Here is a 14,225-nt window from a genome sequence, read left to right as displayed (position 1 = left end):
ACTGCCCCTCTAAAACCAAAATCTAAATAATGTCCTTGGTGAATCTTTAGGAAATTTCGTCCTGGAATGCAAATACAAATAGTTACTGAAAACAATACATTGATTTTTATTTAAACGCAATCGATATTGATTTTCCTTTTGGTGTATAAAAGCACTAATATCCATAAGCATCGAGTAAACATCTTCGGTACATTTAAATTTATTGAGTAATGGTGAAAATGATATTCCAATATTATTTGATATTTTTGAAAATACCCTTTTTTGAAAGAATTTATTATTGGAAAAATGGGCAAGACATTCATCATGGAATAGTATATCAGATTTTTTCCCATATTTTTCAAAAACAAAGTTATAAACAGCATCTGAATCAACTAATATACTATCACCACCTTCATAAGAAGGATTTTGACAATACAGTGCAACTATATTTGGCTGCTTTTCTTCATGTCCTTCATCTGTATGCACCGGTTGAGATAGATTTGATTCGAAAAACCATTTAGGATTATCAACAGGTTTTATAGTTTCATATTCTTTAAAGCCTCTATTCTTATAAGTGAGAAGTGTCCCAAATATGCTTTCAAGCCATAATGATATATCAGAAATATTTTGATCATTATGAAATTCAATTACATATATCTCTCTACCTGAAAATACTTTGCCATAAATTTCCTTACTTAACCCAAGATCGACATTATCCTTGTGGATATATTTGATTTTTTTATTATCGCGTAATTCACTAAAATTATAATCGTCAGAATTAATAATTCTCTTAATGTTACTAAATAAAGGATAGTCATTGTATACCCGTCATCTTTCAAGTTGCTTCTTTGTTGGCTGCACTCACTCACCCCGGTCACATAGTTATCTATGCTCCCGGGGATTCGCTCCTTTGCCGTCGCGATGCATCTTGAAATCCATAAGGTATATATCATTTTATTTCCTCATAGTGCTCAAATACATTCAATAAATGTAAAGATTCTTTAAAAATCTCTCTTGAACGCCCTGAAAACATATTTATATTTTCTTCAATAACAGATGACATTTTTTTACATAATCTCACAATTCTATCTGTAGAACCATGATATTTTGCAGATGAGTTTAATCCAAACAATTGAGCTCTAAATGAAAGAATCTCCACACCGACTATATAACTATGGAAAAGTAAGTATATGGGAAACATGTTATTACCAAAAACAGACTTAACCCCGTCAACCTCTACATGAATTCCCTTAGTATCTTCATTCATATGTATATTAGCGATATCATCAATAAACAAAACCATATGAGTCAATTGATGAAAAACCAATTCAATAAAATCCTGGCAATCAAATTCATCTTTAAAATCCATAGAAGCGAGACCAATTGTTTCTTGTGTCGTGCCATTTGTATATGAAGATAACTTATTTATAATAACAATTTTAATAATTCTATTTATTAATTCATAGATTTTATCATATTTTGACAATGTATAGAACCATTCATAGAAGACATTATTTACAATCATTGAATTAATCTTTGCCGAATTATTCGTATATTTATCTTTTAATGTAAGCAGATGGTCGTAACAATATGGTAAAGCGCCTTCATATGAAGTTATAAGAGGAATGTCAGAATCAGGTATTCTATCAAAAACAGAGTATTTTATGAAAAATTCATTGTAATAATTAAAAGATGTACCACGTAAACCAATAGTTTTATTAATAAACTCAAGTACATTTTCGTACCCAATTATATAGTACATATAAACCTCAATTAAAGTTATCTAATATAATATTTAAAACAATACCATTTATAGATTTATTTCCAATGGAAAATCTTATACTATCATCTGTAATCTTTGAGTAACCCAATGGAAAGACACTGACTTTTATTCCATTTTTAACCATTTTATGATTAAACAATTTAATACTATCAGCCTCTCCTGAAAAGAAAATAAAGTTAGCTTGACTTTTACTTACAAAAATATCATTTAATTTCGACATTTTATTTATCATAACATCTCTATATTTTTTTATATTTGATATATTTTTCGTGTCAATTTTCTCTTCATTTATAATATCCAGAACTAATTTCATTTTTATATCACTTAATGAATACATCAAAGAAAACTTATTAATATATGAGATAAGATCTGGATTAGAAAACAGATATCCAAAACGCAGCCCAGCAAAGCCAATTTTGGAAAAACTACGGAGAACAATGAGGTTATCATATTCAGAAATAAGATTTAATATATTTGAACCTTGTGATGAATAAGCCACATATGCCTCGTCAATAACAACAGGACACTTACAATTTTCAACAATACATTTTATTTCATCTACCCCAAATAACACACCGGTCGGATTGTTTGGATTATCAATAATAATTAGTGAGTTTTCATATTTTTGGGACGCATGGATAAATGCTTGCACATTAAGGCTGAAATCATCATTTAGAGGAATTTTATGTATGTCAACTCGACATATATTCGCCAATCTTGTAAACATAAAGAATGAAGGATTTGGGATTAATAGATTAGTCTTTTTTGTAGAAAAAGATAACAAAATGGTTTGAATCAATTCCAAAAGACCATTACCAAGCAAAATATTTTTATCATAATTGACACCATTAATTTCACATAATTTTTCTTTAATTATATTAGCATCAAAGCCAGGATAACGATTTATACCCGTTATCTTTCAAGTTGCCTCTTTGTTGGCTGCACTCGCTCACCCCAGTCACATAGTTATCTATGCTCCCGGGGATTCACTCCCTTGCCGTCGCGATGCATCTTGAAATCCATAGGGTATATATTTATTTCTTTTAAATTATCAGAGTAAACTTTTGAGTCCAATTTTATCTGATAAGGAAACTCCATCAAACTTAAATTATTATTGATTGGAGTAATACTAAAATTAGGAATTTCATTATACAACCCATCCCTATAAAAATAACGTCTTTTTATACACATCGTATTTACCATATCAGTAATTTAATAAACACTTCGCCCTATACTCAGGAAGGAAACAATATTCCCATGCTAAAAAATATATTATAAAATCTTTCTCGCTAAGTTATTTACCCATTGTGAATAATCATGGTTCTCATCACGTTCTACTAATGGAGGAAAAGACTTTCTTTTAAAGTCAAAATATTTACTTCTAAGATCACCTTCAGAACAACAATTGTATGTAAAAAAAATACACCTTCTCCTATTACCAGATAGATTTTCTTTTGACATATGCAATAAAAATGAACTAAAGATCAAAAGATCTCCAGCATTAGCCTGAATAGGAATCCAATCATATTTCTCATATGTATTTTTCAATGCCTTACCTTTGCTATGAGGAATTAATTTTTTTTCAAATGGCTTGTTTGAAATACACAAACAACCATTATCTATAGTCGTATCATCAATTGGAATCATTAAATTAAACATTTCCTTATTAATGAATTTAGTGAATGCAGGATAATCTTGATGGGGAGAAAACCCACCACCACCGCTTAATTTAAAATTAATCTTATCTTTAAATAAAAAATAATCTTCACCCATAACTAAAGATAATAATTCAGAAGATTTTTTTTCAATTTTATTTATAAAAAAAGCTTCTTTTGTATCAATAAAATTCTCTATTCTATCAAGTATTTTATTATTATCAATCACACTGGACTCATAGTATTTCATTATTTCCCCGGGAACATCTTCTCGGTCATCAAGAAATTGCACTGCTGAACTAAGTAATTTTTTCTCCTTATGACATAAAAAACCCCGTACTAAAACATACCCTTGAGCATTTAATTCTTTTTTATATTCACTGATCATATCTTGTATAATTCCTCTCTTTCTATCACTTCACATATTTTTTTATCCAAATATTCTCTATTATTGTAAATAGAATTAGGATCAGTTTTTGATATAGATGTTCTAATCCAACAATCAGGTCTATCAATAGAAATAATCGCTATATTTCTTTTTTTAGCAATAACGGCAACCCAAATATCTGACATATTTTTTAATTGAAAAGATTCCATCAAAAATGAATACAACGATGAATGATAAGCCAATGTACCAGTGCCCGGAATATTTACAGTAATATCATTATCAAGCGGCCGACTAAAATGAATTCCTTTTTTATATTTATAATATGATGATAATGAATCTATATCAATAATATTTCCATGAACACATATAAATTGCTGCCGTTTATACTTTTATATTTTGAATACAAGTTTTTCAACATAGTTTGGTGGATAAATTAGATCATCATCAAGCGTAAATAAATACCCAGATTTATTTTTTAATGGGAAGAACTTTGATGCATCACCAAAATCCCCAAAATGATGACTCATATAAACTTTAATTTTATCTCTATTCAGAAATTGAGGTATCTTTTCGTATCCATTTAAATATACATTTAATTCATCCAATTGTGGATAGATAGAGTTAATAGCAATTTGTAAATTATATTCTCTTTCTGGTATACTCGCACTTCAACTGATGGCTCAGATTCTTCAATAAATTCAATTTCCATGTTTAACTCCTTAATTGCTAATTATAGGATTGTTTTATAAATATTAGATTGATATTATCATATATCAAATTTTTATCTAAGAGTTATTATGGCCAAATAATGACCATAACTACTTAAAAATAAACAAATTAAAGCCAAAGTGAGAATTTCAAAATTACAATATGAAAAACATAAGATAAAAATATAATCACAGAAAAAGATTTAATAACAAGAGAGCAAGAAATAAAAAAACAAAGAAAAACAATAGTTGAAAAAATATGAGATTATCATGATTGATGATCAGACATGGAATTTTATTAAATTTTTTACATATGAGGAGTTGGAAAACACCTTATAAATAAAAAGCAGGCGAGGAACACAACGTGGACAAGCGTTGTGTCCTCTGATCACATAAACAGCACTTTGAGGAAGTGTTTATATGACTATTAAGCATAGGACGGGAACTAGCAGAATTAATCGAGCAAGTTATAGAAGTCGCTGAAGCATTCGACATATTTTTCTGTCTTTTTCCAGATGAAGAAGATTTTGTTCAGTCTTCCCAGCTTTTACTTTTACCACTTAGTTGTTATCTCATTGATGTCACTAGTAAACTACACGAATTGTCAGTTGATGGTGAATTTATTTTGATGGGAAAATTATCAAGCGGTACATAATCGCATAAGGCGAATGTAGATTACTAAATCAAAAACCCCTCATATTAGATATGAGGGGTTATAAGCCCTTTGCGGGAGAAATTTTTAACAAAGCCCTCATGGGGAATAATCATACTGTAGTTAATAGAATACCAAAAGTCAACTTTCAGATTTACTGATAAGGCTTGATGCGCCGATGATTTTGATTATTGCACGTTGTATCTTTTCAACATCTTCACGCGTCAAATATTGCTGAAATGTTTGTTCATTATCTCTTAATTTAAAGAGTCTGTTTGTGTTTACTATCTGCATATGATGGACTAACGCCCAGCGCCTGCGACGATCATAAAAATTAGTTATTCGAAAAATAGATTGATCTAATTCGACATGATAACCGCGAGCAATACCATCGTTGTTTAAAGTTGAGGAAATGGGAACAACGAGATAACCATTGCTACACAAACGGGCATTCATGATTACAACCATTCTTTTTTTTACCATCTCAGGCGGGATGCGACCATTAAAATGGTCTGGTTGTGCCGGTAAACCAAAGTCACAATCAAATATTTCACCGATACGCGGGCGATATCTAATAGCCATTTAATTAATCAGCCCTCTAAAATAATGGTTCCTACCCTAGTATATGTGTTAGGTCAGATATCTAACAATGTAAACGAACAATTTAACGGTCAATAGTTAGTTATCAGTGTTCGATAAAGATAGCCTATCATAATAGGCTACTTATGGAAAATTATAGTTGATAGATATTTTTATTGGTTGTAATTCAGGTTAACTCAAATAAGCAAAATCCAATTACAGCAAAAGAAACTATCAAAAAAACATAGATGAAAAGTAATGTAAACAATTAACGTTTTAAGAAAAAAACCATAACAAAGAAAATAATTATCGGAAAATCACTATAAATAAAAAAACGATACAACAAAAAAATGTTTTTTTACCTACCAAAGAAATGATGATTGAATTTTCCTTTGCAGTAGGAAAAAACCTTATATTGATCAAATAAAACACCATATATACTATTAAAGATATGGCAGTAAAATAAAATGACTTTATGTGGTTATCTGGAATAATAATATTAGAAGATAAAGTAATTAAGACTTCAATGAAACCATTGAACTTTGCCGGAAGTAATAAAAGAAAAAGGAATATAATGACATTTTTATTCCCAGACTCAAATTTTTTACTCTACCTTTATATTCCAAGATATCAGCGATTATTAAATTCATACTACCCCTCTAAAACCAAAATCTAAATAATGTCCTTGGTGAATCTTTAAGAAATTTTGTCCTGGAATGCAAATACAAATAGTTACTGAAAACAATACATTGATTTTTATTTAAATACTGGCGATATGACCTTAATGATGTTACTTTATTTTCCAGTATTCTATTTGATCATTATTCCAATCAATGCTCCCATCCGGGTATTCAATCCTTGCAGGTTCTTTACCCGGAGGAATAATCACTTTCGGCATCTTGGTTTCATCCAGTTTAGGCTTATATACCCTATGGATTTCAAGATGCATCGCGACGGCAAAGGAGCGAATCCCCGGGAGCATAGATAACTATGTGACCGGGGTGAGTGAGTGCAGCCAACAAAGAAGCAACTTGAAAGATGACGGGTATAGATAATCTTCTATTCCGCTCCCGGAGTTAACATTAACCTAAATGGACGCATTACTTTCTCACCTAACAAATATATTCTTTTAGGAAATTTGTTAGCCGTTTCTAAAACAGGGTAAATAACCGGACAGTAATCTATAGTATTCAATATTAGTTACCCCCTGGCTCACATAATCCGGGGTGCCGCGACTGATCAGGCGATAAGGCATATTGACCAAGGGTTTTCCCTGTTCATCCACCAACTGAAATTCCACCCAGTTTTTCAAAAACCGCTTACAATCAAAACACAAGCGTGGATCTGATATACCCATTAGTTTTATTTCCTTCTTTATAACGTTATTTCTCCGTCCGGCTATCAATCACCTTCATCAGCATAAATATCCTGTCAGGGATAGCGGTCATTGATTTCGTCACCAAAGAAACAAGATGGTAAAAATCCTATTACCTAAGATAAGCAACATCACTTATGCCGTGAGTAATAGCGAGCTGAACGACAGGAAGACAAAAATGTATTCCCATCAATTAATCCCTTTGAATAAGGGAACAGGAGTTGAAATTTCCTTCATACTGTCCAATATGATGGAACTTAGGTCATAATTATTAAATCATCACCAAATAGCAAGAAAAAATTTTTATTTCTTTAATTTACAAAAATATAAATTTGTAAGAAAGTGTTACAAACTCAATCCGGTTAGGCTAATATTTTCTTTTTGGCGATTGCCAAATCACTCAAACTGATATCTAAGACAGTCTTTTGAGATATACTGTGCAGATACATACGGTTTTGTGTATTTCGGCACGACACCTTCCACCGTAATCAATTGTTTCTTCTCGTCAGGTGAAAAAGGAAAAAGCCAGTCAAAAAAGGTGTCGCCAAATGCCCAGTAAATAAAATAGAGAAATAATAAGGACAACGTTATTTTCATATTGGAGTTCCTTTTTATTATGGTATTACAATGGCTATAGATCCTAGACTTTTTTTCCTGAAAATCGATAACATGGCAGAGAAAATGTAATCCATCATTCACATGAACCCCTTATTTCTGGTGTTAGCGCGTCGGTAAACTGGCAGTATGATCTTAATGATGTTACTTTATTTTCCAGTATTCAATTCGATCATTATTCCAATCAATGCTCCCATCCGGGTATTCAATCCTCGCAGGTTCTTTACCCGGTGGAATAATCACTTTCGGCATCTTGGTTTCATTCAGTTTAGGCTTATAGATAATCTTCCATTCCGCTCCCGGAGTTAACATCAACCTGAATGGACGCATTTCGCCTTCACCTAGCAAGGATATTCTTTTGGGGAACCCGTCAATCATTTCTAAAACAGGGTAAATAACCGGACGGTAATCTATAGTATTTAATGTTGCTGTTTCGTTAAGATATGTCTGGGTCGCATCATTGATAAATGCAGTTAAACCTGTTCCCCCATATGGCTTCGCATCTTTCACCAGATGGGTGGCATCGGTATAATTTACTGACACAGAGGCCCGATTGATTCTCCATTTGCACCAGCCCCCGCCATTAAAAGGTAATTTCACCTGAAAATAACCGGTTTGTGGATCAGCTTTTACATTCAACTCCAATCCATAATAAGTCGGCACTTGATAAGGCGACATTCCTGCATCAAACTGATATTCAAGACAATCTTTTGATATATACTGCGCATACACATACGGTTCCGTATACTTTGGCGCCACTCCCTCCACAGTGATCATCTTTTCCTTTCCGTCAGATGTAAAAGGGAAAAGCCAGTTGAAAAAGGTGTCGCCAAACGCCCAGTAAATAAAATAGAGAAACAATAAGAGCAGCGTTGTTTTCAATATTTTCATACAGACAGTTCCTTCTTATCACAGTAATGTTGTAAGGCCAGTGTTCCTTGTTCTTCCTGCTGGCTCACGGTTAGTGATTTTACTAACTGCTTATCCATATCCAGAAAATAGAGATTTCGGTAGTAAATATTGTCAGGGATAAGCATCTTATGATTATCCATTTTCGCCTTAAATTGACGCTGACTATCCTGATAGACCGTAATCTTATCCGGTTCGCATAACTCCCTGAGTCGTTTATCAATATAACCGGCATATTTATACGAGCTATGATTAGAAAATCCGAATCCCCCTTTTAAATCAGTACTTCTGTTTTCAACAAACAGTTTGTCTTTTTCTTGTTGACTTAACTGATTAAACAACGCATTTTGCTGCTCGCCAGCCAGAGAAAAATCTTTTTCTGTTTCTTGGTTTAATTCAGGAATTAAATAGAGCTTTGTGGTGTTATCCAATATTTCCTCAGCAACACCCATTATAGGGGAGAAATTCCTGGCGGAAATAAGCCATTCCGGGCAACTGTTAGCTTTAAAAAAATGCACAACTTTACCATGATGCAAATAGATTTCTTTACTGATAGTCGCTTGTTTAATGGCTTTAACAATCGGTGATGGAGACACCAGTTTCACTATTTCCCAATCATACCCTGCCGGCGTCCAATACTTGAAAAACCCATTATCCATATCCTGCTCAAATGGTACGGAAGGAATTACATCATCTTCATTAACATGGCGATAGTGGATAATGGAGGACAATTCCTCTACTGCACTACGAGTTAATGTTCGCGGCATCCCGTAACTGTAGAGACAAGGATTGTGTTCTTTCAGTTGTGCGCTGTGTAGTAATGCCAACGCACCGCCCAAGCTGTGACCACAGACAAATAATCTCCGTCTTTTAGCCAATCCAATGATCTCACCGAATACTGTTTTTTCTTTCTCATCGTGGACAGTTAATTTTCCAATCAGATTAAAAGCTTCCCAGAACCCCCTATGCACTTTGCCATGATGAATAAATTCGCTGCATAACGCTTTATCATCATCGCAATTTAAAACCAATGGTTGGAAGGTGGCATCAGTCAGGTAATTTTCTAGAGTAACCGTGCCCCGCCAACTGACAATCATGTCTTTTTCGCTGGCGGCATAAAACAGTTTGGTATCACCCTGTTTATTATTCCCTGCTCGTGAATCAATAAATTCCACCTCAGTATAACGTTCACTAAACGGTACATTATAAACCACAGGGGCCGCTGACACTTTTTCCACCTGATAAGGCAGCTTCGAGACATCCACCATTTGCCGGTTAAAAAAGTGTTTAACCGAGCCTGCTACGTTGACATCCTCATCGGCATAGGCCAGCACGCTCATTAAGCTCTGGTTATAAGCATTCACAATGGAATACTCTTTTTGATGATGCAACAGCAGAACCCAGGCCCGAAACGGGCATACTTCCAGAACATACCGTCGATTCATCGGATAGACCTCATAGCCTTGTGGTTCCGGGTCCGGGAAATGATAAGGGGGTGGAATGTCTTTGTGGTCCCACCCTTTAATCTCCGGCAACCCATCACTGATCTGCCCGATGGTCACATAGCGATATTGATAGCCTTCGGCTTCCGCTTTTGGCTTCACCACCGAAGCCTCTTCACCGCGTATTTCCCGCAACGGACGTTGTTCCATTTCGTCGGCCAGTGGTTGGGCGCCGATATACAGGGTTACCGGATGGGGAGGCATATCTTCTTCCCTTAATAAACCATTGCCATCGGTAACGCCTTTACGTCCTAGCCGAGGATTTCCTCGGATTTTCAAACGATAAGGCATATTGACCAAGGGTTTCCCCTGTTCATCCACCAACTGAAATTCCAACCAGTTTTTCAGCATGTCTTTACAATCAAGACAATCGAGTGGGCTTAATTTGCTCATTGATATTCTTTCCTTACTGTTAACGTTATATATAAGGGCGCAGCCCGAACATCATGGGATAAAAATCCCACAGGAGTTCTCCCGTCTGGCCATCAATGACCTTCATCATCACAAAAGCATCCATACTGATGAAATCAGCACAAACACCTCAATATGACCACAACTTATTGATTTATCTAAAAATGAATAAAACAGTAAAAATCCTATTACCTAAGATAAGCAACATCACTTATGCCGTGAGTAATAGCGAGCTGAACGACAGGAAGACAGAAATGTATTCCTATCAATTAATCCCTTTGAATAAGGGAACAGGAGTTGAAATTTCCTTCATACTGTCCAATACGATGAAACTTAGGCCATGATTATTAAATCATCACCAAATAGCAAGAAAAAATTTTTATTTCTTTAATTTACAAAAATATAAATTTGTAAGAAAGTGTTACAAACTCAATAGAAATTAATTTATTGTTAATCTAATGAAGGATGAAATTACAAAAATAACCCAGTTCTCAGGCAGAATAATCCACAATATATAGAACAACCTGACCTTCACTTAATTTCCTGTTAGGAGTAGAAACATCTTGATGATTCAATCAATGACATACCGTAATGTCATCGGTATTGTAACTGCCGTTATTTAATAAATTTATCTTTAACGGTGAGATACAAGTGATTCGTTATTTAAGTTCCATCGGCATATCAAATCGGCTAACCATTTGTTTTCCCCATAGTTGGCTGATCATACCCACTATCTGATACCTTAATTTCTATTAATACAATCTCAAAAATTACCAACGCGTTTGCATTTATAACATCAACGACAAATCGCTTTCCTTGCCTATTTAGTGATATAAGGTCGTTTGGTTGTTACCAAAACTTAAATTATTTTAAACATTAATACCATATAAGGAGTTGAAATATGAGCAGCTATCACTCTGATATTGACAAAAAAACACCATCAATCAATGTATTGGATAACAGGAAGCTAAATGTACGTACTTTAGAATATCTGCGCATTCAAGCTGGTGAAAATAGTGATGAATTGATCACTCTCTATGAATTCAATATGCAAGGATTTCAGGTAAAAATTACCGATCCGCGTAAGAATAAAAACCTGAGCGGCCCGAATTTCATTCGCGTCTTTAATCTTGCGGGTCAGGTTCTACGTGAAGAAAGTGTTGATGCTGGTCGGTCTATTACCCTCAATGATATTGAAGGTCGCCCAATATTAACCATCAATGCAATCGGTGTCCGCCAAAATCATCGCTACGAAGATAACACCCTACCCGGTCGTCTGCTTGCCATCACTGAACAAGTGCAAGCCGAAGAGAAAACCACCGAACGTCTTATCTGGGCCGGCAACACACCGCAAGAAAAAGATTACAACCTTGCTGGTCAGTGTGTCCGATATTACGATACCGCAGGACTCACTCAACTCAACAGCCTTTCCCTTGCGGGCATTGTGCTATCACAATCTCAACAACTGCTCGTCGATAACCAAAATGCCGACTGGACAGGTGAAGACCAAAGCCTCTGGCAGCAAAAACTGAGCAGTGATGTCTATACCACTCAAAATAGCACTGATGCCACCGGGGCTTTACTTATCCAAACCGATGCCAAAGGCAACACTCAGCGGTTGGCCTATGATGTAACCGGGCAGTTAAAAGGCTGTTGGTTGACTCTCAAAGGTCAAGCCGAACAAGTGATTATCAAATCCCTGACCTATTCCGCCGCCGGACAAAAATTACGCGAAGAGCACGGTAACGGGGTTATCACCGAATACAGCTATGAACCGGAAACCCAACGGCTGATTGGTATCACCACCCGCCGTCCGTCAGACTCCAAAGTGTTACAAGACTTACGCTATCAATATGATCCGGTAGGCAACGTCATCAATATACGCAATGATGCGGAAGCTACCCGCTTTTGGCGCAATCAGAAAGTGGTCCCAGAAAACACCTACACCTACGATTCCCTGTATCAGCTTATCAGTGCCTCCGGGCGTGAAATGGCCAATATAAGTCAGCAAAATAACCAACTTCCCTCCCCTGCTCTACCCTCTGATAACAACACCTACACTAACTATACTCGCAGCTACAGCTATGATCGCAGCGGTAATCTGACACAAATTCGGCACAGCTCACCGGCGACTCAAAATAACTACACTATCGCTATCACCATCTCGAATCGCAGCAACCGAGGCGTTCTCAGTACGCTGACAACAGATCCCAATCAAGTGGATACGTTATTTGATGCCGGGGGTCATCAAACCAGTTTATTGCCCGGTCAGACGCTGGTCTGGACATCACGAGGAGAGCTAAAACAGGTCAATAACGGTCCAGGAAATGAATGGTACCGCTACGGCAGCAACGGAATGAGACAACTGAAAGTAAGTGAACAGCAAGCCCAGAATACTACGCAGCAACAGCGGGTAATCTATTTGCCGGGGCTGGAACTACGCACAACTCAGAATAGCGCCACAACAACAGAAGAATTACACATTATTACGCTAGGTGAAGCAGGTCGCGCGCAAGTACGAGTGCTGCACTGGGAGAATGGTAAACCAGAAGGTATCGACAACAATCAGCTACGTTACAGCTACGATAATCTGATCGGTTCCTGCCAGCTTGAACTGGATAATCAAGGGCAGATTATTAGTGAGGAAGAGTATTATCCATTCGGCGGGACAGCGCTGTGGGCAGCAAACAGCCAAATAGAAGCCAATTATAAAACTATTCGCTATTCAGGCAAGGAACGGGATGCCACCGGGCTGTATTATTATGGTTACCGCTATTATCAACCGTGGTCAGGCAGATGGTTAAGCACAGATCCAGCAGGAACAATTGACGGCCTGAATCTATATCGAATGGTGAGAAATAATCCAGTAAGTTTGCAGGATGAAAATGGATTAGCGCCAGAAAGAGGAAAATATACCAAAGAGGTGAATTTTCTTGATGAATTAAAATTTAAATTAGCAGCCAGAAATTCACATGTTGTCAAATGGAACGAGAAAGAAAGCAGTTATACAAAAAATAAATCATTGAAAGTGGTTCGTGTCGGGGATTCCGATCCGTCGGGTTATTTGCTAAGTCATGAGGAATTGTTAAAGGGTATAGAAAAAAGTCAAATAATATATAGCCGGCTTGAAGAAAACCCATCCCTTTCAGAAAAATCAAAGACCAATCTTTCTTTGGGATCTGAAATATCCGATTATATGGCAAAAACCATAAAAGATACGATATCAGAGTATGCAGAAGGGCATAAATATAGAAGCAATCACCCTGATTTTTACGCAGAAACAGATTTCTTTGCTTTAATGGATAAAAGCGAAAAAAATGATTATTCCGGTGAGAGAAAAATTTATGCCGCAATGGAGGTGAAGGTCTATCATGATTTAAAAAATAAACAATCAGAATTACATGTCAACTATGCATTGGCTCATCCCTATACGCAACTTAGTAATGAAGAAAGAGCGCGACTGCAAGAAACAGAACCCGATATTGCAATAAATAGAGAATATAATTTCAAAGGCGTTGGCAAATTCCTGACAATGAAAGCAATTAAAAAATCATTGAAAGGGCAGAAGATTAATAGGATATCAACAGATGCTATTAATATTCGCTCTGCGGCTATCGCTGAGAATTTAGGAATGCGGAGAGCTTCATAAATTTGGTAATAGGATTTCAAA

The 14,225-nt window shown here is 35.6% G+C and carries 10 protein-coding genes and 1 pseudogene; 1 reads left to right on the top strand and 10 read right to left on the bottom strand.

Annotated elements, in window-relative coordinates:
- Nucleotides 1–9 precede the first annotated feature (9 nt).
- From OO184_RS03230 to OO184_RS03185, 10 genes and pseudogenes are all read right to left on the bottom strand, one after another.
- The gene (locus OO184_RS03230; RefSeq protein WP_503692433.1) at nt 10–465 is read right to left on the bottom strand and encodes a TauD/TfdA family dioxygenase; all 456 of its coding nucleotides are present in this window, start codon (nt 463–465) and stop codon (nt 10–12) included.
- Between the two features lie 463 nt (nt 466–928).
- Nucleotides 929–1,741: a hypothetical protein gene (locus OO184_RS03225; RefSeq protein ID WP_265377946.1), complete on the bottom strand. Its 813-nt coding sequence runs from the start codon at nt 1,739–1,741 to the stop codon at nt 929–931.
- 7 nt (nt 1,742–1,748) lie between these two features.
- Nucleotides 1,749–2,669 carry a pyridoxal phosphate-dependent aminotransferase gene (locus tag OO184_RS03220; protein WP_265377952.1) on the bottom strand — a complete coding sequence of 307 codons (921 nt, stop codon included), beginning with the start codon at nt 2,667–2,669 and terminating at the stop codon, nt 1,749–1,751.
- Nucleotides 2,670–3,034: 365 nt separating this feature from the next.
- The gene (locus tag OO184_RS03215; RefSeq protein WP_265377945.1) at nt 3,035–3,805 is read right to left on the bottom strand and encodes a phytanoyl-CoA dioxygenase family protein; all 771 of its coding nucleotides are present in this window, start codon (nt 3,803–3,805) and stop codon (nt 3,035–3,037) included.
- Nucleotides 3,802–4,047: a hypothetical protein gene (locus OO184_RS03210; RefSeq protein ID WP_265377944.1), complete on the bottom strand. Its 246-nt coding sequence runs from the start codon at nt 4,045–4,047 to the stop codon at nt 3,802–3,804. Before OO184_RS03210 ends, OO184_RS03215 begins: the two co-directional genes overlap by 4 nt.
- A gap of 1,258 nt (nt 4,048–5,305) precedes the next feature.
- Nucleotides 5,306–5,746, bottom strand: a complete 441-nt coding sequence (locus OO184_RS03205; RefSeq protein WP_225816325.1) for a type II toxin-antitoxin system PemK/MazF family toxin — start codon at nt 5,744–5,746, stop codon at nt 5,306–5,308.
- A gap of 1,138 nt (nt 5,747–6,884) precedes the next feature.
- Entirely contained in the window at nt 6,885–7,100 is a 216-nt protein-coding gene (locus OO184_RS03200; RefSeq protein ID WP_265377954.1) for a hypothetical protein, read from the bottom strand.
- Between the two features lie 420 nt (nt 7,101–7,520).
- Nucleotides 7,521–7,715 (bottom strand): annotated as a pseudogene (locus OO184_RS03195) (hypothetical protein); the annotation flags it as partial.
- A gap of 162 nt (nt 7,716–7,877) precedes the next feature.
- A complete protein-coding gene (locus OO184_RS03190; RefSeq protein ID WP_265377943.1) occupies nt 7,878–8,624 on the bottom strand; it encodes a hypothetical protein in 747 nt (248 codons plus the stop codon).
- Nucleotides 8,621–10,537, bottom strand: a complete 1,917-nt coding sequence (locus tag OO184_RS03185; protein ID WP_265377942.1) for a Tle2 family T6SS lipase effector — start codon at nt 10,535–10,537, stop codon at nt 8,621–8,623. The genes OO184_RS03190 and OO184_RS03185 overlap by 4 nt, the downstream gene beginning before the upstream one ends.
- A gap of 919 nt (nt 10,538–11,456) precedes the next feature.
- On the opposite strand from OO184_RS03185, the gene OO184_RS03180 reads away from it, so the two are divergent.
- Nucleotides 11,457–14,204 (top strand): RHS repeat protein, encoded by a 2,748-nt coding sequence (locus OO184_RS03180; RefSeq protein WP_283256196.1) that lies wholly within the window; start codon nt 11,457–11,459, stop codon nt 14,202–14,204.
- Nucleotides 14,205–14,225: the final 21 nt, after the last annotated feature.

It is taken from the genome of Photorhabdus aballayi (genome assembly GCF_026153155.1).
Taxonomy (GTDB): Bacteria; Pseudomonadota; Gammaproteobacteria; order Enterobacterales; family Enterobacteriaceae; genus Photorhabdus; species Photorhabdus luminescens.
The sequence above is the reverse complement of the archived record's forward strand: the minus strand, read 5'-3'. Positions and strand labels throughout refer to the sequence as shown.